This is a genomic window from Aldersonia kunmingensis (genome assembly GCF_001646865.1).
In the GTDB taxonomy this organism is placed as follows: Bacteria; Actinomycetota; Actinomycetes; order Mycobacteriales; family Mycobacteriaceae; genus Aldersonia; species Aldersonia kunmingensis.
This window is the reverse complement of the sequence record NZ_LRRB01000308.1, coordinates 1-22,290: the sequence shown is the minus strand read 5'-3', so window position 1 is coordinate 22,290 and position 22,290 is coordinate 1. Positions and strand designations below refer to the sequence as shown.

Below are 22,290 nucleotides of genomic sequence, written 5' to 3'. Positions count from 1 at the left end.
GCAGACGCATGTCGTCGACCACCCGCTCGCTGCTGCGTTGCTCACCACGATGCGTGACGAGCGGACCGACAACGCCAGGTTCCGTGCGGCACTCCGCGGGCTCACGCGGGTACTCCTTCACGAGGTCACCCGCGAAGCTCCGGTGGAGACCTTCGAAATCGCGACGCCGATCACCACGACCACCGGTTACCGCCTGGCGCAGCCCCCGCTGCTTGTGCCGGTGCTGCGCGCAGGGCTCGGCATGGTCGAAGAGGCCAACCGGCTGATCCCGCAGTCCCGCGTGGGTTTCGTCGGGATCGCGCGTGACGAGCAGACACACCAGCCGGTGCCGTACCTGGAATCGCTACCCGACGACCTGTCCGATCTGCCGGTGTACGTGCTCGATCCGATGCTGGCCACCGGCGGATCGATGCTGCACACGCTGGAACTGCTCGTCGCCCGCGGCGCACGCGATATCACCGCGGTGTGCGTCGTTGCGGCCCCCGAGGGTCTCGCGCTCCTGGAGAAGGCCGGCCTGCCGTGCAGGGTGTTCACCGCCGCGCTCGACGACGGGCTCAACGAAAACGCCTACATCGTGCCGGGACTCGGCGACGCCGGCGATCGGCAATTCGGTCCCCGTTAGGAATTCTGGAGAAGGTCGCACCAATCCCGTAATTCGCTGAGGCGCTGCACGGCCCGCGCGTGTGCGTCGGGCAGTTCGGCCTTCGCGGAGACCGATTCGACAACCTCGAGGTAACACTTGACCTTCGGCTCGGTTCCCGAGGGCCGCACCACAATTCGGCTTCGCTCGCCCGCGAGGATCACGGCATCCGTGCGTTGCGCGCCACGCCGATTGAGGAGATCGGTGATCTGGACTGCCTCACCGGCAATCTCGGCGGGCGCGCTCTCACGCAACGTCCGCATGGTCGCCGCGATCACATCGAGATCGTCGAACCGTCGCGAGACCTGATCGGTCGCATGTAACCCGAATTCCACTGCGAGGTCGTCGAGCATAGCGGGCAGCGTGGTGCCGCGAGCCTTCGCCGTGGCTGCCAGATCCGCGGCGAGCACGGCCGCGGAGATGCCGTCCTTGTCCCGTACCGCGTTCGGGTCGACGCAATGGCCGATCGCTTCCTCGTAGGCGTAGACCAGGCCGTCGCCCGCGCGCACCAGCCACTTGAATCCGGTGAGCGTCTCCGCGTGCCTGGCACCGCGCGCGGGCGCGAGCTTGGCGAGCAGCCGGGACGACACCACCGTGCTCGCGACGAGCGAATCCGGTGCGGCAGTGGCCAGCACATGATCGGCGAGCAGCACGCCGGTCTCATCGCCGCGCAGCATCCGCCAGTCGGATGCGTCGCGCACGCCGAGCGCGCACCGGTCGGCGTCCGGATCAAGCGCGATCGCGAGATCGGCGTCGACGCGCTCGGCGAGGGCGAGCAGGAGATCGGTCGCGCCCGGTTCCTCAGGATTCGGGAACGCCACGGTCGGGAAGTCCGGATTGGGCGTGAATTGCTCGTCCACCACGTGCACGTCGGTGAATCCCGCAGCGCTTAAGGCGGCGACCGCCGTCTCTCCGCCCACACCGTGCATCGGGGTGAGCGCGATCCGCGCCGTACGCTCGATCCCGTGCGGCAGTGCGGCGACCCGCGCCAAATACTTCCCGAGCAGTTCTGCGCCGACCTGCACGGCAGGTTCGACCGCCGTGCGCGGGACATCCGATGCGGCACCGACACTGGCGATGCATCCTTCGATTTCCTTGTCTGCGGGTGGAATCAGTTGTGCGCCACCGGAAACGAAGACTTTGTAGCCGTTGTCGGCGGCCGGGTTGTGGGAGGCGGTGATCTGCACACCGGCCACCGCGTCCAGTGCGCGCACCGCGAACGCCGTGACCGGGGTCGGGAGTGGCTGCGGGAACAGTCGCACCGTGAAGCCGGCCGCGGCGAACACCTCGGCAGTGTTGCGGGCGAAATCGCGCGAATGATGGCGGGCGTCGTACCCGACCACCACAACTCCGCCGCCGAGGCAGCGCTGCTGTAGCCACGCCGCCAGGCCCGCGGTCGCGCGGACGACGACGTCGTCATTCATCCCGTCCGGGCCTTCGCGCATCGGTGCGCGCAGGCCGGCGGTGCCGAACTGCAGGCTCACGACGAGGTGACCGGGTCGTCGAGGCGTTCGAGCACCCCGCGCAGCAGTCGGCCCAGTCGCGGCGCCGCCGCTGCCCCCTCGGCGAGCACCTCGGCGTGCGCGAGGTGGCCGCCGGTGATCCCGGCCGCGAGGTTCGTGACCAGCGAGATCCCGAGCACCCGCGCACCCAGTGCGCGGGCCGCGACCGTCTCGTTGACGGTGGACATCCCGACCAGGTCGGCGCCGACTGCCCGCAGCATCCGGATCTCAGCGGGGGTCTCGTACTGCGGTCCCAGCAGTCCGGCATAGACACCGGTCTCCAGGCTCGGGTCGACATCGAGCGCGAGCATCCTCAGGGCGGGGTCGTACGCGTCCACCATGTCGACGAAATGCGCCGCGCCGAACAGCGGGGAGCCCCCGGTCAGGTTCAGGTGGTCGCTTATCAGCACCGGCTCACCGACGGCGAAGGTGTGGTGAATACCGCCCGCCGCATTGGTCAGCACGATGGTGTGTGCACCCGCGGCGACCGCGGCATGCACGGGAAAAGCGACCTGTGCGGGCGAGTAGCCCTCGTACAGGTGATTGCGGCCCATCATCACGAGCACCGGCGTGCCCGCGACGTCGACGGAGTGGATGATGCCGTGATGACCTGCGGCCGTTGGGGTTTCGAATCCGGGGAGCTCGGCCATCGGAACACTCGACGTCGGTTCGCCGAGTTCGGCAACGGCCGCTTGCCAGCCCGAACCGAGAACCACCGCGGCGCGGTGCGTGGAAATTCCGGTGCGCTCCGCGATCACCGCGGCAGCGTGCGACGAATCCATAGCCGCCACCCTAGCTATCCTGCCGGTATGCCATTCCTCGATCGTGACGGCGATGTCTACGTGCTCTCCCTCGGCACCCGTGAGGTGACCGACAGCGAAAACCGCTTCCATCCGGACTGGATCGACGAATTCCACGCGCTCCTCGACGAGGTCGAGGCGCACGAGGGTCCGGCTGGGCTGGTGACCACCGCGACCGGCAAGTTCTACACGAACGGCCTCGATACCGACTGGCTGTTCGCGAACATGGGCGAAATGCACGGCTACCTCGACCGCGTGCACACGATATTCGCCCGCGTACTGGCCTTCCCGATGGCGACCGTCGCCGCGGTGAACGGGCACGCGTTCGGTGCCGGTGCGATGACTGCCAGCTCGCATGACTTTCGGGTGATGCGCGCCGACCGCGGCTTCTACTGCCTGCCCGAGGTGAATCTGGGCATGCCGTTCACCGTCGGTATGAACGCGCTCGTCCGTGCCCAGCTGGGCACTCGCGCGGCCGTTGCGACGATGACCACCGGAGGTCGCTTTCCTGCGCCCGACGCGCTCAAGTTGGGCATCGTGGACGAGACCGCGGAGGCCGACAAGCTGGTGGAAGTTGCAGTCGCCCGGGCCGCCGCGCTCGCGGCCAACCACGGCCCGGCACTGGCCCGGATCAAGCAGGATCTGCACGCGGAGACGCTCGCGGCGCTGGCCGTGGCGAACACCGCAGAGAACCTTGCCTTCGGCCGAGGCTGATTCGCTGCGGGTGAGAGACTGAGCGTTATGGCTTCGGACAACTCGGTGGTCGCCGACGACCTGGCGGCGGTCGCAGATCGCGCGGTCGCTGCCGCGGCGAGCGACCTGATCGAGTTGTCCCATTCGATCCATGCCGAGCCCGAGCTCGGTTTCGAGGAGTTCAAGAGCGCGTCGAAGGTCGTGACACTGCTCGCCGAACACGGTTTCGATATTGAGACGGGCGTCGCCGATCTGCCGACCGCATTCACCGCTAGCTTCGGGAGCGGCGAGTTGGTGCTCGGGTTGTGTGCGGAGTACGACGCGCTGCCGGAGATCGGGCATGCCTGCGGCCACAACATCATCGCCGCCTCGACGGTGGGTGCCGCGCTCGCGCTCGCCGAGGTAGCCGATCAGTGTGGGATCACCGTGCGGGTGTTCGGCACACCGGCCGAGGAGGACGGTGGCGGCAAGGTGCTCATGCTCGACCGCGGCGTCTTCGACGGCGTGGCGGCGGCGATGATGGTGCATGCCGGTCCGATCGACATTGTTGGCGCGACATCGCTCGCCCTCGCGGACCTCGGCGTCACGTTCACAGGCCGTGAGGCGCATGCGTCCGCGGCCCCGCAGTTCGGCCGCAACGCTGCCGATGCGGTGACGGTCGCACAGGTCGGGATCGGCCTGTTGCGGCAGCACCTCATGCCGGGGCAGCAGGTGCACGGCATCGTCACCGATGGCGGCACCGCGCCCAATGTGGTGCCCGCGCGCACGGAAATGCGGTTCAACTTGCGCGCGTACACCAACGAGGCGCTTGCCGAACTGAGCGAACGGGTGGGGGACTGCTTCACCGCGGGCGCGCTGGCCACCGGCTGTTCGCACCAGGTACGCACGCTGACACCGACCTATACGGCGCTCACTCCCGACCCCGATTTGGTGCGGGCATATCGTGAAGTAATCACCGACCTCGGGCGTACCCCGCTCGCACCCGAATTCGAAGGAGCGCAGCCGCTAGGCAGCACGGACATGGGCAACATCACCAACGTCATCCCCGGCATCCATCCGGTCATCGGAATCGACTCGGAGGGCTCGGTGCCGCATCAGCGCGACTTCGCCGCGGCGTGTGCGAAGCCGTCGGCGGACCGTGCGGTCCTCGACGGAGCCACGGCGTTGGCGCGCACCGCGATTCGGGTGGCCCGCGATCCGGGACAGCGTGACCGCTTACTGGCCGTGGCGGCGACGAGGGCCGGGGGTTCGCGATGACGGCGGACTTCCTCGAGCGGTGGCTCGACGAGAACCGGAATCGGCTCTCGCAGTGGCGTCGGCAGATCCACGCCAATCCTGAGCTGGCGCACAACGAGTACGCCACTACGGAGTTGGTCGCGTCGACGCTTGCCGTGGCCGGGATGTCGCCCAAGCTGTTGCCCGGCGGTACCGGCCTGATTTGTGATATCGGCCCGGACAGCCCGCGAATCGCCCTGCGCGCCGATATGGACGCGTTGCCCATGCAGGAGTTCACCGGCGCGACGTACGCCTCGACGGTGCCCGGTGTGGCGCATGCCTGCGGCCACGACGCGCACACCACGATCCTGCTCGGCGCGGCACTGGCTCTCGCGCAGGCGCCGGAGCTACCGGTCGGCGTGCGGTTCGTGTTCCAGCCGGCGGAAGAGATCATGCCGGGCGGCGCAATCGACGTCGTGGCCTCGGGGGCGATGAGCGGTGTAGACCAGATCTTCGCGCTGCATTGCGATCCACGACTCGAGGTCGGCCGGGTCGGTATCCGGGTGGGTCCGATCACCTCCGCTGCGGACACCGTCGAGCTCGTCCTGGATTCGCCCGGCGGGCACACCTCGCGCCCCCACCTGACCACCGACCTGGTCTACGCGCTGGGCACTGTCATCACCGGCCTGCCCGGGATGCTGAGCCGCCGCGTGGACCCGCGGACCTCGACCGTGATGGTCTGGGGTGCGGTCAACGCAGGTCAGGCGCCTAATGCGATCCCGCAGACCGGGATGCTGACCGGTACCGTGCGCACCGGCGATCACGAGACCTGGGCAATGCTCGAGCCGCTGGTGCGTGAGATCGTGCATGGCCTGCTCGCGCCCACCGGGGTGCGGTATCAGCTGAACTACCGGCGCGGTGTTCCGCCGGTCGTCAACGACGAGCACGCAACGCGGGTTTTCGAGGACGCGATCCGCACCCTCGGCCACGATGTCCTGGCGGACACGTTGCAATCCGGCGGCGGCGAGGACTTCTCCTGGTACCTCGAGGAGGCGCCGGGCGCGATGTGCCGCCTCGGTGTCTGGTCGGGCGAGGGGCCGCAGTTGGACCTCCACCAGCCCACGTTCGATATCGACGAGCGCGCGCTCGAGGTGGGCGTGCGCGTGATGACGAACGTCGTGCTCGCCGCGAACTGAGGGCTGCTCGAACCGCTCAGCCGAAGCCGAATGAGCCGGGCCCGACGTTGCGGCTGTTGCGAGTGCGCAGGTCGCGCACGTACTGCGCGGGTGCACCGGCCTTCTCGGCGGCATCGGCCATCACGCCGATGTAGCGCGCGGACGGTAGCCCGCCCTCGTAAGCGTCGAGTACGTAGAGCCAGGCCAGCAGGGGGCCGTCGGCACTCCCGGCCACGGGACCGGCGGTGTCCACCCGGACCCGGATCTTGCGGTGGATGCCGAAATCGGAGCCTTCCCAGCGGTCGAGGCGCTCCTCGTCCTCCGTGGATACGTCGTAGAGCACCACGAAAACCTTGGAATCGGGCTCCTCGACGACAGTCGCCAGAGCCCCTTCCCAACCGATGTCACCACCGGAAAAGGTGAGCCGCCAGCCGTCCAGCCAGCCGGTTCCCGCCATGGGCGAATGCGGACAGCGCTCCAGCATCTGCTCCGGATCCATGTTGGACCCGTAGGCGGCATAAATCGGCACGACGGCAAGCCTAGCCAATCGTCATCCCATACCGTTGCAGATGAGTCGGAGATTACGAGGGCAGCGAAGGGGAGCAGGCGAATGACTCGGATCGTCATTGTCGGTGGAGGCCCGGCGGGCTACGAGGCTGCGCTTGTCGCGGCTGCGCACGGCGGCCAGGTCACGCTGATCGACTCCGATGGCACCGGTGGTGCGTGTGTGTTGTGGGACTGTGTGCCGTCCAAGACGTTCATCGCTTCGACCGGCGTGCGCACGGATTTGCGCCGCGCCAACGACCTCGGTATCTCGGTGAATCCCGACGACGCGACCATCTCACTGCCGCAAGTGCATTCGCGCGTGAAGAGCCTGGCCACGGCGCAGTCGTCCGATATCCGCGCCAAGCTGCAGGCAGTCGGCGTGCGGGTGCTGTCCGGTCGTGGGCAACTCACCGACCGGATGCGCGGAATGGCCGCGCATCAGGTGCACTACGACCTGGCGGACGGCACCGATGGCGTCATCGATGCCGATGTCGTACTGCTCGCGACCGGTGCCAGCCCGCGGGTGATTCCGGGCGCCGAGCCGGATGGCGAGCGAATCCTGAATTGGCGTCAGATCTACGACCTCACCGAGCTGCCCGAGCATCTCGTGGTCGTCGGATCGGGTGTCACGGGCGCGGAATTCGTCTCGGCGTACACCGAGATGGGTGTGCCGGTGACCCTGGTGTCGAGCCGCGACCGGGTACTGCCGCACGAAGACGAGGATGCCGCGCTGGTGCTCGAGGATGCGTTCGCAGAGCGCGGCGTCACGCTGGTCAAGCATGCCCGGGCGGATTCGGCGAAGCGCACCGAGAACGGCGCGGTCGTGATGCTGTCGGATGGCCGCACCGTCGAGGGATCCCATGTGCTGATGACCGTCGGCTCGGTCCCGAACACCACCGATCTGGGCTTGGACAAGGTGGGCATCGAGACCGACCGCGGCGGTTATCTGCGGGTGGACCGGGTGTCGCGCACCGCGGTGTCGGGGATCTACGCGGCCGGTGACTGCACCGGCCTGCTGCCGCTCGCCTCGGTCGCGGCCATGCAGGGCCGAATCGCGATGTATCACGCCCTGGGCGAGGGCGTCAGCCCGATCCGGCTCAAGACGGTGGCGTCGGCGGTGTTCACGCGCCCCGAGATTGCGACCGTCGGTGTCAGCCAGCAGGCCATCGACGATGGTCAGGTCCCGGCCCGCACCGTGATGCTGCCGCTGAACACCAATCCGCGCGCGAAGATGTCGGGGCTGCGCCGCGGCTTCGTGAAGATCTTCTGCCGCCCGGCGACCGGTGTGATCATCGGCGGTGTTGTGGTTGCCCCGATCGCCTCGGAGCTGATCCTCCCGCTCGCGATGGCCGTGCAGAACAACCTCACGGTCAACGATCTGGCACAGACGTTTTCGGTGTACCCGTCGCTCACCGGGTCGGTCACCGAGGCCGCGCGCCAGCTCATGCGCCACGACGACCTGGACTGACAGCGCTCGGCCGGCGATAGGTCAGTAGGTGCGTTCGACTGCGGCGTTCCACTCGGCATAGCGGCGCTCGCGCTCAGTGTCGGCCATGTTGGGCTGCCAGGTCTTGTCCTCGGCCCAAATCTCGCGGATATCGTCCTGAGTCCAGCGATCCACGGCGATGCCGGCCGCGTAGGCGGCGCCGAGCGCGGTCGTCTCCGCGATTTTCGGGCGCACAACGGGAACGCCGAGAATGTCGGACTGGAACTGCATGAGCAGCTCGTTGACCACCATGCCCCCGTCGACCTTCAGCGTGGTTAGTTCGACACCGGAGTCGGCGCGCATCGCATCGCTGACCTCGCGGGTCTGAAACGCGGTGGATTCCAACGCCGCCCGAGCGAGATGTGCCTTGGTGACGAACCGGGTAAGGCCGCAGATGATGCCGCGCGCGTCCGGCCGCCAGCGCGGCGCGAAAAGACCGGAGAAGGCCGGCACGATGTAGGCGCCACCGGTGTCGGGAACCGACGCGGCGAGTGGCTCGATCTCGCTTGCGGACGAGATGATTTCGAGGTTGTCGCGCAGCCACTGCACTAGCGAGCCGGTCACTGCGATCGAGCCCTCGAGGGCGTACACCGCGGGCTCGTCGCCGATCCGGTAACACACCGTGGTGAGCAGGCCATGCGAACTCTTCACCGGCTCTGTTCCGGTGTTGAGTAGCATGAAATTGCCTGTGCCGTAAGTGTTCTTGGCCTCTCCGGGGGACAAGCAGGCCTGCCCGAACGTCGCCGCCTGCTGATCGCCGAGAATGCCGCCGATCGGGACCCCCGCGAGCGCGCCTTCCGCGACCTCGGCATAGATCTGCGACGAGCTGTGAATGGCCGGCAGCATCGACTCGGGAACGCCGAAATCGGCGCAGATCTGCGAATCCCATTGCAGGGTACGCAGATCCATCAGCATCGTGCGCGCGGCATTGGTCACGTCGGTGACATGAGTCTTGCCGCCGGTCAGTTTCCAGACCAGCCAGCTGTCGATGGTGCCGAAGCAGAGATCGCCGGATTCGGCTCGCGCGCGGGCATTTTCGACATTGTCGAGAATCCAGCGCAGCTTCGGCCCAGCGAAGTAGGTAGACAGCGGCAACCCGGTGCGCTCCTGGTAGCGGCCCGGCCCGGCATCGCCGGCGAGCTCGTCGCAGATCGCGTCGGTCCTGGTGTCCTGCCACACGATTGCGTTGCACACCGGCTCGCCCGTATGCCGGTCCCAGACCACGGTTGTCTCGCGCTGGTTCGTGACACCGACCGCGTCGATGTCGGAACGGCCGAGACCCGTGGTTGCGAGGGCCTCCTCGATCACCGTGAGGGTGTTGCGCCAGATCTCCTGCGCGTCGTGCTCCACCCAGCCCGGGCGCGGAAATATCTGTTCGTGCTCGCGTTGCCCGAGGCCGACGATCCGGCCGTGCTGGTCGAACACGATGCACCTCGTCGACGTGGTGCCCTGGTCGATCGCAGCGATGTAACGGCTCACCAACGGCCTCCTTCGGTGTCAGTGCCACCTCATTACCGGCAAAAAGCTACTAGCCTGACTCTGGATCCGTCGATCTACCACCAGGAGGAGTCGGTTTTGACCAATGAGACCGCGCCCCACCTGCTCGGTCCCGAGCAGCGTATGGATGCCTGGACGAGGCTCAACAAGGAGCAATTCGATGTCGTCGTGATCGGCGGCGGAATCGTCGGCACCGGAATCGCGCTCGACGCCGCAACTCGTGGGCTCACGGTGGCGTTGGTGGAGGCGCGCGACTACGCCTCCGGGACGTCCAGCCGGTCGTCGAAGATGTTCCACGGCGGGCTTCGATATCTGGAACAGCTGGAGTTCGGGCTGGTGCGGGAGGCATTGCGGGAGCGGGAGCTTTCGCTCACCACGCTGGCTCCGCATCTGGTCAAGCCGCTGCCGTTCCTGTTCCCGCTGACCAACCGTGGCTGGGAACGGCCGTATATCGCCGCCGGCATGCTGCTGTACGACAAGCTCGGCGGCGCGAAATCGGTGCCCGCGCAGAAGCACCTCACCCGCTCGGGTGCGCTGCGGCTCGCGCCGGGCCTGAAGGGCGATTCGCTGATCGGCGGAATCCGCTACTACGACACGGTTGTCGACGACGCGCGGCACACGATGACGGTGGCCCGCACCGCCGCCCACTACGGCGCGGTACTCCGCACGTCGACGCAGGTGGTCGGCTTTCTGCGGGAAGCGGACCGGGTTTCCGGCGTGCGGGTACGCGACTCCGAGGACGGACGCACCGGCGAGATCCGCAGCCACGTCGTCATCAATGCGGCGGGGGTGTGGACCGATGAGATCCAGGCGCTGTCCCGCCAGCGCGGGCGATTCCGGGTGCGCGCGTCGAAGGGCGTCCACATCGTCGTGCCACGGGACCGAATCGTCAGCGAAGCGGCCATCATCCTGCGGACGGTGAATTCGGTGCTGTTCGTGATCCCATGGGGCAGTCATTGGATCATCGGGACCACCGACACCGACTGGAATCTCGACCTGGCCCATCCGGCCGCGACCAAGGCCGATATCGATTACATCCTTGACCGGGTCAACCAGGTGCTGGTGACGCCGCTGACCGCCGACGACATCACCGGTGTGTACGCCGGGCTGCGGCCGCTGCTTGCCGGGGAGAGTGACGAGACGTCCAAGTTGTCGCGCGAGCACGCGGTCGCGCGGGTCGCCCCCGGGCTGGTGGCGATTGCCGGCGGGAAATACACCACGTACCGCGTGATGGCCGAGGATGCTGTCGATCTGGCCGCCGAGGACATTCCTGCACGGGTATCGCCGTCGATCACCGAGAAGGTGCCACTGGTAGGTGCGGAGGGCTATTTCGCGCTGGTGAACCAGATGATCCGGCTCGGCGAGGTGCACGGCCTGCATCCGTACCGGATCAAGCATCTGCTCGACCGCTACGGATCGCTTATCGAGGAAGTCCTCGACTTCGCCACGGGCAAGCCGGAACTGTTGCAGCCGTTGACCGATGCGCCCGCATATCTGCAGGTGGAGATGGTTTATGCCGCGGCGGCCGAAGGCGCCCTGCATCTCGAGGACGTGTTGGCCCGGCGCACCCGAATCGCGATCGAGTATTCGCACCGCGGGGTGAACTGTGCCGAGCAGGTGGCCAGGCTGATGGCGCCGGTGCTCGGCTGGGACGACGCCGAGATCGACCGCGAGGTGACCACTTACAAAGCGCGGGTGGAGGCGGAGGTGCTGTCGCAGCGGCAGCCGGACGACGAGTCCGCCGACGCGCTGCGCGCGGCGGCGCCGGAGGCTCGCGAGCAGATTCTCGAACCGGTGCCGATCGGCCAATAGCCGACCGGACACCAGTTTTCGAGGCTCACACAGTCGAGGCTCGCACAGTCGAAGCCTCAAACAGGCGAGGTTCAGCGGGAAGAAGCGGCCCGCCGCAGATCGGACCGGCTGATCTGCCGGTTCTTCGGCGGTTCTTGGTCCCGGTACGGGTTGTAATGCTTCGGGTCGTGCCACTGATCCGCCGGCGGCGCGAACTGGATCGGCGCCTCGAGCAGCTTGTGGTCGCGCGGGATCTTGCCGGCCTCGCGCGCATTGCCCTGCATCGCGCGCGGGTGCTCGCGCTGGCTGTCGGGCACGAACCGGTCGAGGGCATTTAGTGCCCGGCCGAAGCCCCACATCAGCGCGCGGTCGACTGGGGTCCAGCGGTAGCCGAGCGTCTTGCGCACGGGCTCGTCGAATAGGCCGACGGACAGCCAGGTGAAGGCGAAGGCGAAGCCGGGCCGGATGATCGGCCACAGCTCGTCGGGCAGCCACGGAATGATCGGCGGCTTCTCGATGCTGCTCAGGTCCAGCACGTCGCGGGCGGCGCGGTTGTCCTCGAGCACCTCGCTGCACATCCGGTCCCAGTACACCTGGAAGTCTTCCCACGTCTCGGGCATCGGGCGGTCGCTGACGCCGTAGAGCCGGTACCAGACCTTGTGCTCGTCGAAGAGCTGGCGCTTCTCTGCCTCGGTGAGGCCCCCGCCGAAGCGCTCCTGAGTCAGGATGATGCCCATGAAGAACGTCGCGTGCGCCCAGTAGAAGACGTCCGGATCGAGCGCGTGATAGCGACGGCCCTGGTCGTCGACTCCCTTGATGTCCCGGTGGTACTCGCGGATCTTCGCCGCGGTCTCCGCGGCCCGCTCGCCGTCGTAGACGACGCCGGCGATCGGATACACCGACCGGAACAGACGCTGCCAGCGCTCGCGGAAGAACTCGGAGTGCTCGTCGACGGCGGCACCCAGCTTCGGGTGCATGTTCTGCATCGTGCCTGCCCACGGACCCTGCAGGATGGCTCGCCAGTCGCCGAAATACTTCCAGGTCAGCGAATCGGGGCCGAGAGGTGCGGGGGCGACGTTGCCCTCGTTCTGACTACGCATGTTGTCAGACTACGATCGGCGGAATGTCAGGTCAAGGTACGCGGAGCTGGGCAGGTGTGGACCTGTCGGAGCGGCAGCGCATCCGCAGGTCCGAGCTACTCCATGCCGGGATCGAACTGCTCGGGGCGCCCGACGGCCCAGCGGTCGCTGTGCGGGCGGTCTGCCGTCGCTGTGGACTGACCGAGCGCTACTTCTACGAGAGCTTCGCCGACCGTGAGGTGTTCGTCGCCGAGGTGTACAAATACGTCGCCGACGAGGCCCGCAATGTGTTGATCGCGGCGGTGGCCAGCGCCGACAACCCGCCGGATCGAGCACAGGCAGCGGTCGAGGCCTTCGCGCAACTGATCATCGACCGCCCGGCGATGGGCCGCGTGCTGCTGATCGCGCCCATGACTGAGCCAAGTCTCGGTGGGCGCAGCCTGCAGTCTGCGCCCGCATTCGCGGTGCTTATCGGCGAGCAACTCGACACCGTGAGCGACCCCGAGGACCGGCAGCTGCTGTCGGTCGGCCTCGTCGGTGCGCTGGCGAGCCTGTTCATCGCGTATCTCGACGGCATCATCACGGTCGACCGGGACCGGTTCGTCGAGCACTGTGTTGACCTACTCGCGAACGCCTACTCCTGGCAGCGCGGACAGAAATAGATCGACCGCTCCCGCGTGGGCCCCTCGCCGAACATCTCTAGGCGAATCGTCGTGCGGCAACGCGGGCACGGCATCTTGGCCCGGCCGTACACCATCGGCTTGTGCACCCGGACCCGCGCCGAGTCGGACAGAATTCGCTGCGTCTCGTCGACGAGCTCGCCGAGATTCGCGATCTCCCCGACCGGTCGGCGAGGGTGTACCCGGGCCAGCCAGCAGCCCTCGTTGCGGAAGATGTTGCCGATCCCGGCCAGATTGCGTTGATCGAGCACGGCCAGCCCGATCGGGAGATCGGGGTCGGCAGTGAGCCTGCGGAGCGCTTCGGCGCGATCCCAGTCCGGACCGAGCAGGTCGGGACCGAGATGGGCGACAACATCGAAATCCCGGTCCCGGGCGAGCACTTCCACCTTGCCGAGCGAAAAGCCCACCGCGGTAACATCTTCGGTGCCGAGAATGAGGCGGGCAGTGAACCCGGGGCGCCGCCAGCGCTCGCCCGGCGCATACACGTGCCAGACGCCTTCCATTTTCAGGTGAGTGTGGAATGACGCCCTGCCCGCGCGCACGAACAGGTGCTTGCCACGGCATACCACCTCGTCGACGCGCTCACCGGACAGGTCGATGGTGGCGTAGCGCGGCACGCGAACATCGCAGCAGGTCAACGTCTTTCCGGCCAGCGCGGTGCGCAGCCGCGCGGCGGCGCGGAAGACGGTGTCACCCTCCGGCATACGTAGTCACAGTCGGCGAAGCCGCAGGCCGCGCGGCGTCGGGGAGAACCCGGCCGCGGTGAGCAGGTGCCCAATCGCGCTGCCATGGGCCTGTTCCCCGTCGATGCGCTCGACAAGAATCGACGAGACGCGGCGGTGTTTGACCAGCCCGGCGAGTGCCTCGGCGGACGCGGACAGCGCAGTCTCATCGGACGTGAACGACAGCAGGGACTTTCCGCCGCGCTCGATGAACAGCACCAGGTCGCCGTCATACAGCACAACCATTGCTCCGGCCTTGCGTCCCGGCCGATGCCCCGACTCGCCGGCGTTCGGCGGCCACGGCAGCGCGGCGCCGTAGGGGTTGGCAGGGTCGGATGCGGCGAGGGCGACCGCGATCCGGTCGCGGTGCTCGTCATCGTGTGCGCGGACCCGGTCGACGACATCGGAGGTGGCGAACTGCGCACCGCCGAGTTCGTTCACGAAATAGCCGCGGCGGCAGCGACCGTTGTCCTCGAACCCGGTCAACACGCGGTACATCAACGAGAACCCGCCCGGCACTTGCTCATTCACCACGGAGCCGCGCGTGACAATGCCATACCGGTCGAGCAGGATGTCGGCGGTGGCATGGGCACGCACGGTGTCGTCCGGCTCCGGGGTTGGCAAGAGCGACCAGCGCCCGGCCACCATCGGCGGGCCGGACCGCGTCGGCATGGCAGGCCGCGGCACCGGCCGATAGGCGCGAGTGCGCGGGGTGCGCCGCGGTGTGCGGTGGCTCGTGGTGGTCTTGCTCGTGCCCGACATGAGTGCGCGCAGCGGTGCGAGCGTGTCGCCGGACAGGAACCCGGCCCACACCAGATCCCATAGCGCCGCAGTGAGTTTCGTGTCTTCGACCGCGCCGATTGCGGTGCCGACCGCATCGGACAGCTGGCGGAAGAAGTAGGCCCCACCGCCGTCGAGTACCGCGAGGATCTGCTCGTGCACCTCGGTGAACTCGATCTCGGACGCGGGAGGCAGCGTCAACGGTGCCTGATCGGCAAGGTGCAGGCACACCCAGCCGTCCTTCGCGGTGATCGAACCGCGCCCGGACCAGATCACCTCGCCGGTCGCGGTGAGTTCGTCCAGCATTGTCGGCGCGTAATCGCTCACCCGGCTCGGCAGGATCAACGACTCGAGCGCCGAGGCGGGAATCGGTACGCCTGCCAACTGTTCGACCACCGTTGCCACGCCATCGATCCCACGTAGATGGCCGCCGAGGTGCTGCCACGACGGCAGGAACCGTCCGAGCGCGGCAGTGGACACCGGTTCGATCTCGGCGCGCGCAGCGGCGAGTGAACGGCGACGCAACCGGCGCAGCACCTCGGTGTCGCACCACTCGGTTCCCGTTGCCCCGGGCCGGAACTCGCCCGCGATTACCCGGCGCTCCGCGGCGAGCTTCTGCAGCGCAGCGGCGGCGATCGCTGTGCCCAGCGCGAAGCGAGCCGCCACCTGAGCGGTGGAGAACGGCCCGTGGGTGCGCGCGTAGCGGGCGATGAGGTCGCCGAGCGGGTCGGCCACCGCCTCCGCGAAGGCGGTCGGTGTGCCGACCGGGAGGGGAACGCCGAGCGCATCGCGCATGCGTGCCGCATCCTCGACAGCGATCCACCACGTGGCACCGGCGAATCCGACGGTGAGCGCACGCCGGGCTGCGGCAAGTTCGGCGAGGTACTGCTCGGCGGGTCCGTCGGTGCGGTCCGCTAGCTCGGCGAGCGTGGACGGCCCGAGCAGCCGCAGCAGGTCCGCGACTCCCTCCGCGTCGCGGGCGTGCCGCTCCGGGGTGAGCCGCTGCAGTTCTCGCTCGGTGCGTTCGATGACCTCGGCGTCGAGCAGTTCACGGAGTTCGACTCGGCCGAGCAGTTCGGCGAGCAGCGTGGAATCCAATGACAGGGCGGCGGCACGTCGTTCGGCGAGCGGGCTGTCGCCCTCGTACATGAACGCGCCCACGTAGTCGAAAAGCAGTGCGTTCGCGAACGGTGACGGTGACTGCGTCTCGACCTCGACGATGCGCAGCTGCCGCTGGGACAGTCGGCCGAGCAGCTCGCGCAGTGCGGGCAGGTCGTAGACGTCCTGCAGGCATTCGCGCACGGTCTCGAGCAGGATCGGGAACGTCGGGTATTTGCGAGCAACCTCGAGCAATTGCGCCGAGCGCTGCCGCTGCTGCCACAGCGGCGCGCGCTTGCCCGGGTCCCGGCGCGGCAACAGCAGTGCACGAGCGGCACATTCGCGGAACCGAGAGGCGAACAGCGCCGAGCCGCCAACCTGCTCGGTGACTAGGTCCTCGATCTCGTCGCGGGAGAACACGAACAGGTCGGCCGAGGGTGGGTCGTCCTCGGTGTCGGGCAGGCGGACGATGATGCCGTCGTCGGAGGCAGTGGGCGCGGCGTCCACGCCGAACCGTTCGCGCAGCCGCTCGCCGATCGCGAGTGCCCAGGGGGCGTGCACCGGCAGGCCGTACGGCGAGTGCAGCACGAGTCGCCAGTCGCCGAGTTCGTCGCGGAACCGCTCGACCACAAGGGTCTTGTCCGACGGTGTCTGCCCGGTCGCCGTGCGCTGCTCGTCGATCAATGCGAGCAGGTTGCCGATGGCATTGTCGTCCAGACCGGCTTCGCGGCAGCGCTTTTCGACTGCTGTGCGGTTTTTGCCGCTGGCCTCGCGCAGGAATGTCCCGAGTGCCTCGCCTAGTTCGGCGGGGCGGCCGAGTCCGTCACCGTGCCAGAAGGGGAGCCGTCCGGGTAGCCCGTAGGCGGGACTGACCAGTACCCGGTCGTGGGTAATTTCCTCGATCCGCCAACTCGTGGCGCCGAGTGCGAACACATCGCCCACCCGGGACTCGTAGACCATTTCCTCGTCGAGTTCTCCTACCCTGGACTGTTTTTCGCCGACCATGTACACGGCGAAGAGACCGCGGTCCGGGATGGTGCCGCCCGAGGTGACCGCGAGTCGCTGCGCGCCGGGACGCCCGGTGAGCGTGCCCGCGTCGCGGTCCCACACGAGTCGTGGCCGGAGTTCGGCGAATTCGTCCGACGGATAACGCCCGGACAGCAGGTCGAGCGTGGATTCGTACGCGGACCGGGGGAGGGTGGCGAAGCTGCCGGTGCGCCGGACCGAATCGAACCATTCGTCCACATCGATCGGTTCGAGCGCGCAGGCCGCAACCGTCTGCTGCGCAAGCACATCGAGCGGGTTGGCCGGGATACGCAGCGACTCGATCCGCCCGGCCGTCATGCGCATCGACGCGACCGCGCAATGGATGACATCGGTGCGGTGTTTCGGGAACAGCACCCCGCGCGAGATCTCGCCGACCTGATGGCCAGCGCGTCCGATGCGCTGCAGACCGCTCGCCACCGATGGCGGCGCCTCGACCTGAACCACGAGATCGACTGCACCCATGTCGATTCCGAGCTCCAGGCTGCTGGTGGCGACGACGCAACGCAACCGCCCGGACTTGAGATCATCCTCGATGAGCGCACGCTGGTCCTTGCTCACCGATCCGTGGTGAGCGCGGGCGAGCAATGGTTCGGCGCCGTGATTGACCTCGCTGGTACTGCCGATCAATGCGGGCGCGGCGTGCTCGGTCTCGACCGCCGATCCGGTGCGGCCCGCGTACACCTCGTTGAGCCGCGCGGTGAGCCGCTCGGCTAGCCGGCGCGAATTGGCGAACACGATCGACGAGTTGTGGGCGAGGACGAGATCGACGATGTCTTCCTCGACGTGTGGCCAGATCGAGCCCGCGTTCTGTTCGCCGTCCTCGTTGCTGACACCCAGCTCGGTCATGTCCTCGACCGGGACACGAACGGACAGGTCGAACGTCTTCGGCGCCGGCGGCGACACGATGGTGATGGGCGCGGCGCCGGTGAGGAAGCGGCCCACCTCCTCGGGCGGGCGGACGGTGGCGGACAAACCGATCCGTTGTGCCGGGCGAGCGAGCTGTTCGTCGAGGCGCTCCAGCGTGAGAGCGAGATGCGCACCGCGCTTCGACCCGGCAATGGCGTGCACCTCGTCCACGATGACCGTGGTGACCTCGGTGAGTGTTTCCCGCGTCGCCGAGGTCAGCATCAGGTACAGCGATTCGGGTGTCGTAATGAGGATGTCTGGCGGGGTGCGGGCGAGCAGCCGCCGGTCCGCTGGGCTGGTGTCGCCGGAGCGCACGCCAACGGTGATCTGAGGCAACGGCAGATCCAGCCGGGCTGCAGTCCGGGTGACGCCGACCAGAGGTGCACGCAGGTTGCGCTCCACGTCCACCGCGAGCGCCTTCAGCGGCGACACATAGACGACCGAGGTCTTCCCGGTAGGTTCTTCGCGATTCGCCAGCTGGTCGATCGACCATAGGAACGCCGACAAGGTCTTGCCGGAACCGGTAGGCGCGATCACCAGGGTGTGCTCGCCGCGCGAGATCGCGTCCCACGCGCCGAGCTGAGCGGCCGTCGGCGCTGGAAAGGCGCCGTCGAACCACTGCTGGGTCGCGGTGGAGAAGGTCACCTATCCATCTTGCGCCGCGGGTCCGACATGTTGGGGTGCGGCAGGAATACCGAAAGCGGGACGTCGCCGCATAGTTGCTGTGCAATAGTCGATAGCAGCCTGTCGGCTAATTGCTCGGGCGCACCTATTTGAAACACCACTGTCACAGCAGATGCTGAATCGATCCGCAACGCCGCCGCCGAAAGTGTCCACGACACTTTCAGTGTCCTTGTGTCATGTCCGGGTACCGCAGCCCTCGAATCAGCGGCCATGGGATCACCGTCGAAGGGAAGGAACATGCGCAAGTCATTGATTGCAGCGGGACTGATGTCGTTGTCGGCGCTACTCGGAGCAGGGGTCGCGCAGGCCGAAGATTTCTCCGTGCTGCCGGAACGCGTCGACGCGAGTACGACGCCGCCACCGGGACGTCCGCCGGCGATGCTGACTCCCGAGCAGCAGGAGCAGCTGCGCACCCAGGGCGGCATGGCCGTCCACGAGCAGGACCGGCCGACGAACAAACAGTTCCTCGACACCCTGCACGGGCCCGTCACCCTCTCGCAGAACGGTCGGACCGAGTATGTGGGCCAGAGCGGTCAGCAAGTCGTGTCGATGACCCGCGCGCAGACCAAGTCCTTCGCGCAGGCTCTCGCGGGCGCCAAGGGAACCAACCCCGTGTTGATTGGCGGTTTGTGGGTGAACCCCCTAACTCAGGCCCTGTTCGCGGAACAGGTCGCGGCCGGGAATGGTTGCCTCCAGCTTTTGTTGGATGAGCCGTCCCCCAACGCCAATACGCCCGGGAACCTCGCCGTCCGGACACTTGCCTACAGCCAGGAGCACTGCGACTGAACCTTTCGCCTGCACGACATGTCGCCGGTGATCTTGGGTCCTGACGCCAACGAGGGGTCATACCGAGTAACTTTCCAAGAGTGGCTACCGTGCTACGGCTGCTCCTCGTCAGCCACGCCAGCACCGAGGCGCTGCGCACGGCCCGCTTTCCGGCCGACGAACCGCTGAACGAAGCGGGGCGCCGTGCGGCAGGGCGCGCGGCGAGGCTTAACGCGCCCCATTCGGTGGTCGCCCCGGAATTGCGCGCCAGGGAAACCGCCACCGAACTCGGTGTCACGGGCCACGTTGAACCCGAACTGCGCGATATCGACTACGGCAAGTGGCGCGGGCTCTCGATGGACGACGTTCCCCCCGACGAGCTCACCGCCTGGTTGAGCGATCCCGCCGCCAGCCCGCACGGCGGGGAGTCGATCGTGGAGCTCATCGCCCGGGTTCGGGGCTGGCTCACGGCGGTAGCGGCGTCGGGGGAAGACACCTTGGCCGTGACCCACCCCGCGGTGGTACGTGCCACTGTGCTGGCCACGCTCAACTCACCGGCGGAATCGTTCTGGCGCATGGACGTTGCGCCACTCACCGTCACCCGGCTGCATTGCCGCGACGGTATGTGGACTCTGCGGGCCACGGGACACGATTCGCCGCGCCTGACTCCATAGTTTCTTGCAGGGATCACGAGCAAATGGCCGCTCGCATCGGCGTGTCGGCGGCCATTTGCTCGTGATCACTGCGGGAATGCGCGACTCACGCGCTGGTATCCACACCTTCGTGGGCGGCCATGAATCGCGCGGTGTCGAGGAAGTGCTGGTAGCTGGCGACCTTGCCGTCGGGCCCGAACTCCCACAGGTGCAGCTCACGGCCGGCCATGCGACCGCCGTTCGGCACCGAGTAGTCGAGGTCGATGACCGCCGCCACCGAGTTGCCGGCCGTGAGTAGTTCCTTGACCTCGAACTTGTGGAACGTCCAAGGCGCGATTTCTGCGAAGAATCCGGCAACCTCGTCCGGGCTGCGGCGGGGCTGGATGGCGGGGATCCCCGCTCGCGCAGCGTAATTGCCGGCATCGGTGTCCCATTCAACGGTCGGGGACAGCTGGGACAGAATGTACGGAATATCGCCGCGGCCGAAGGCGGCGTAGATCTCAGCGACGGTCGCGGCTGCAGTGGTGGGTGCGGCGGTTGTCATGGTAATTCCTTCGAAGATGTTGAACGACTTAATCTTTGGTGGTGTCGACGCCTTCGCAGGCGGCGATCATCCGTGCGGTGTCGTAGAACTCGGAGAACGAGGCCACCTTGTTGTCGGGTCCGAACTCCCAGAGATGGATCTCGCGCGCGGCCATGCGGCCACCGCCCGGGATGCCGGTGTCGACATAGACGACGGCCGCGACCGAGCGGCCACCGCTGAGCAGCTGCTGAACGTCGAATGTGTGGAAGGTCCACGCTTCGATCTCGGCGAAGAAGGCGGCGACCTCGTCGGGTCCGCGGCGGCTCTGAAGAACCGGGATTCCCGAACGTTCGCCGTAGTCGTCCGGTTCGCCCCACACCACGTCGGGCGACAGCTGCGAAAGGATGTACTGAATGTCGCCGCGGCCGAAGGCGGCGTAGATCTGTTCGACAATGCTTGCGATAGTGGGTGCGGCGGTCGTCATAGCGGGCTCCTTTCGAAGGTGATCCCAGTTTGAGTCCGCCGGGTGGGGTCACGGATGAGTCGAACGACTCAATCTGCGAAAGCCATCTCCTGGGGAAGTAGGCCGTTCTCCATGAGGAACAACGCAGTGCCCGCGCGTGAGCGGCGGTCGATCTTGTCGTAGATGCGGGCGAGGTGGTTCCCCACCGTGCGCGGCGACATGGTCAGTACGCCTGCGATGTCCTTGTTGGACAATCCCTGCGCCGCAAGCCGTGCGACCTCGACTTCGCGGCGGGTGAGCCCGCCCGGGTACGGCGCCGCTGTCTGTTTGGCGCCCGCGCCGGCGATCACCGCGGCTACCGATTCGGCATCGAGGCGTCCCGCGCGCGCCTCGGCGGATACCGCGCGTGCGGCATCATCCAGCGTGAAAGCCGCTCTGTTCGGACGACATTCGGTGAGTTCGGCGAACGCGTCGGCGGCCGCGAGCAAGCGCGATGCGCGGTCGAGCTCTCCTGCATGGGCGCCGCGCGGGAAGCCCGACCCATCGAGCCGCTCGTGGTGGTTGGCCGCGACTTCGGCGTAGCGGCACAGCGTCGGGCACCGCTGCAGAATCCGCGCGGTCCAGTACGGATGCAGGCGCGCGCGTTCCTCGTCGGATGCAGGCAGCGGGCCCGGTCGGTCCCATACCGACGCCGGCACGCCGACCCGGCCGAGGTCGTGGAGCAGCGCCGCGATCTCGAGCGACATCACGTCCTCGTCGGGCCAGCGCAGTTCGCGGGCTGCCGCGCGCGCGATTCGAGCGACGTGCTGTGAGTGGCCGAGCAGGTAGCGGCCCTTGAGGTCCACGATCATGGCCAGCGCCTCGGCGAGGGTGCGGATCCCGTCGGTGCCGACCAGCATCGCGGTACCCGGCTCGGCGGCAACCACCGCGCTGAACGCGTCCTCAGCGTCCAGCACCCCGAGCAATTCGTTGCCGATCGGTACGAATTCGTCGACCAGTGCCGGGTCGAGGTGGCCGCCAGCGCGGCGACGAACCTCCGCGCACGCCGCCGCGGTGCCCTCGCGGCCGTGCGTGAGGACCGCCTGCTCGGACACGTGGACGACCCGCGCAGGCAGGGGAAGCGCTTCGCCGGCGGTCGTCCCGGGGAAGCCCCTGCCGTCCCAGCGTTCGTAGACGAAATCGAGTGCATCGGCGGTCCGCGGCGCGAGCTGCAGCCGGTCCGCGAGCCCGTGTCCCACCTCGCAGGCGGCACGCGTCGCGACCGGCCCCTGGGTGGGAGCGACATCCAGAAAGCGCTGCGCCAGTTCGGGTTGCCGCTCGGGACCGGCCCAGTTGCCGAACGCGCCGATCTGCTTGCCGAAGACCTCGGGGTCGCCCGGGTCGAGTTCCTTCAGCACGGCTTGGAACGCCACATCGTCGTCGAAATACGCGGCGCTCTCGGTGGAGTATGCGGTGCAGCCGATCGAGCGCAGCAAGGCTGCCTGAAACACCACGGTGTGGTCGTCGGGGGGAAGACCGAGGCGCCGGGAGAACTCGGTGGCGACC

The 22,290-nt window shown here is 67.7% G+C and carries 18 protein-coding genes and 1 pseudogene; 9 read left to right on the top strand and 10 right to left on the bottom strand.

Annotated elements, in window-relative coordinates; genetic code table 11:
* Positions 1 to 622 (top strand): uracil phosphoribosyltransferase (upp, locus tag A8G08_RS24580; RefSeq protein ID WP_068280147.1); only part of this gene is annotated, 622 nt, incomplete at its 5' end.
* Here the strand turns inward: upp and A8G08_RS24575 are convergent.
* Positions 619 to 2,124, bottom strand: coding sequence for a phospho-sugar mutase (locus A8G08_RS24575; RefSeq protein ID WP_068280144.1), 1,506 nt, complete (start codon positions 2,122 to 2,124; stop codon positions 619 to 621). The genes upp and A8G08_RS24575 overlap by 4 nt on opposite strands.
* Positions 2,121 to 2,924 (bottom strand): purine-nucleoside phosphorylase, encoded by an 804-nt coding sequence (locus A8G08_RS24570; RefSeq protein ID WP_068280140.1) that lies wholly within the window; start codon positions 2,922 to 2,924, stop codon positions 2,121 to 2,123. The genes A8G08_RS24575 and A8G08_RS24570 overlap by 4 nt, the downstream gene beginning before the upstream one ends.
* Before the next feature lie 27 nt (positions 2,925 to 2,951).
* Here A8G08_RS24570 and A8G08_RS24565 point away from each other — a divergent pair, with 27 nt between their 5' ends.
* From A8G08_RS24565 to A8G08_RS24555, 3 genes are read left to right on the top strand one after another with little or no spacing between them, the layout of a single operon-like run.
* Entirely contained in the window at positions 2,952 to 3,656 is a 705-nt protein-coding gene (locus tag A8G08_RS24565; RefSeq protein WP_068280137.1) for an enoyl-CoA hydratase-related protein, read from the top strand.
* Positions 3,657 to 3,683: 27 nt separating this feature from the next.
* Positions 3,684 to 4,892 (top strand): M20 family metallopeptidase, encoded by a 1,209-nt coding sequence (locus tag A8G08_RS24560; RefSeq protein ID WP_084436844.1) that lies wholly within the window; start codon positions 3,684 to 3,686, stop codon positions 4,890 to 4,892.
* The gene (locus tag A8G08_RS24555) at positions 4,889 to 6,046 is read left to right on the top strand and encodes a M20 family metallopeptidase (protein ID WP_068280134.1); all 1,158 of its coding nucleotides are present in this window, start codon (positions 4,889 to 4,891) and stop codon (positions 6,044 to 6,046) included. The genes A8G08_RS24560 and A8G08_RS24555 overlap by 4 nt, the downstream gene beginning before the upstream one ends.
* Before the next feature lie 16 nt (positions 6,047 to 6,062).
* Here the strand turns inward: A8G08_RS24555 and A8G08_RS24550 are convergent, their stop codons facing one another.
* A complete protein-coding gene (locus A8G08_RS24550) occupies positions 6,063 to 6,554 on the bottom strand; it encodes a gamma-glutamylcyclotransferase family protein (protein WP_068280131.1) in 492 nt (163 codons plus the stop codon).
* Positions 6,555 to 6,635: 81 nt separating this feature from the next.
* Here A8G08_RS24550 and A8G08_RS24545 point away from each other — a divergent pair, with 81 nt between their 5' ends.
* A complete protein-coding gene (locus tag A8G08_RS24545; RefSeq protein WP_068280129.1) occupies positions 6,636 to 8,039 on the top strand; it encodes an NAD(P)H-quinone dehydrogenase in 1,404 nt (467 codons plus the stop codon).
* A 21-nt stretch (positions 8,040 to 8,060) separates the two neighbouring features.
* Here A8G08_RS24545 and glpK read toward each other — a convergent pair whose 3' ends face one another.
* A complete protein-coding gene (glpK, locus tag A8G08_RS24540) occupies positions 8,061 to 9,536 on the bottom strand; it encodes a glycerol kinase GlpK (protein ID WP_068280127.1) in 1,476 nt (491 codons plus the stop codon).
* 141 nt (positions 9,537 to 9,677) lie between these two features.
* On the opposite strand from glpK, the gene A8G08_RS24535 reads away from it, so the two are divergent.
* Positions 9,678 to 11,366 (top strand): glycerol-3-phosphate dehydrogenase/oxidase, encoded by a 1,689-nt coding sequence (locus tag A8G08_RS24535; protein ID WP_157108779.1) that lies wholly within the window; start codon positions 9,678 to 9,680, stop codon positions 11,364 to 11,366.
* A gap of 146 nt (positions 11,367 to 11,512) precedes the next feature.
* Here the strand turns inward: A8G08_RS24535 and A8G08_RS24530 are convergent.
* Positions 11,513 to 12,445, bottom strand: a pseudogene (locus tag A8G08_RS24530) (oxygenase MpaB family protein); the annotation flags it as partial.
* Between the two features lie 56 nt (positions 12,446 to 12,501).
* Here A8G08_RS24530 and A8G08_RS24525 point away from each other — a divergent pair.
* Positions 12,502 to 13,086: a TetR/AcrR family transcriptional regulator gene (locus A8G08_RS24525; RefSeq protein ID WP_187344521.1), complete on the top strand. Its 585-nt coding sequence runs from the start codon at positions 12,502 to 12,504 to the stop codon at positions 13,084 to 13,086.
* Here the strand turns inward: A8G08_RS24525 and A8G08_RS24520 are convergent.
* Both A8G08_RS24520 and A8G08_RS24515 read right to left on the bottom strand, forming a co-directional pair.
* Positions 13,059 to 13,808 carry a DNA-formamidopyrimidine glycosylase family protein gene (locus tag A8G08_RS24520; RefSeq protein WP_068280114.1) on the bottom strand — a complete coding sequence of 250 codons (750 nt, stop codon included), beginning with the start codon at positions 13,806 to 13,808 and terminating at the stop codon, positions 13,059 to 13,061. The genes A8G08_RS24525 and A8G08_RS24520 overlap by 28 nt on opposite strands.
* A gap of 6 nt (positions 13,809 to 13,814) precedes the next feature.
* Complete coding sequence (locus A8G08_RS24515; RefSeq protein WP_068280111.1) at positions 13,815 to 18,302, bottom strand: ATP-dependent helicase; 4,488 nt, start codon at positions 18,300 to 18,302, stop codon at positions 13,815 to 13,817.
* A 276-nt stretch (positions 18,303 to 18,578) separates the two neighbouring features.
* Here A8G08_RS24515 and A8G08_RS24510 point away from each other — a divergent pair, with 276 nt between their 5' ends.
* Both A8G08_RS24510 and A8G08_RS24505 read left to right on the top strand, forming a co-directional pair.
* Entirely contained in the window at positions 18,579 to 19,127 is a 549-nt protein-coding gene (locus A8G08_RS24510; RefSeq protein WP_068280109.1) for a hypothetical protein, read from the top strand.
* 80 nt (positions 19,128 to 19,207) lie between these two features.
* Complete coding sequence (locus A8G08_RS24505; protein WP_068280106.1) at positions 19,208 to 19,780, top strand: histidine phosphatase family protein; 573 nt, start codon at positions 19,208 to 19,210, stop codon at positions 19,778 to 19,780.
* A gap of 85 nt (positions 19,781 to 19,865) precedes the next feature.
* On the opposite strand, the gene A8G08_RS24500 is transcribed toward A8G08_RS24505, so the two are convergent.
* The 3 genes from A8G08_RS24500 to A8G08_RS24490 all read right to left on the bottom strand — a co-directional run.
* Positions 19,866 to 20,303, bottom strand: coding sequence for a nuclear transport factor 2 family protein (locus A8G08_RS24500; RefSeq protein ID WP_068280105.1), 438 nt, complete (start codon positions 20,301 to 20,303; stop codon positions 19,866 to 19,868).
* A 28-nt stretch (positions 20,304 to 20,331) separates the two neighbouring features.
* Positions 20,332 to 20,766 (bottom strand): nuclear transport factor 2 family protein, encoded by a 435-nt coding sequence (locus A8G08_RS24495; protein ID WP_068280104.1) that lies wholly within the window; start codon positions 20,764 to 20,766, stop codon positions 20,332 to 20,334.
* Positions 20,767 to 20,834: 68 nt separating this feature from the next.
* Positions 20,835 to 22,290 (bottom strand): HD domain-containing phosphohydrolase (locus A8G08_RS24490; RefSeq protein WP_068280102.1); only part of this gene is annotated, 1,456 nt, incomplete at its 5' end.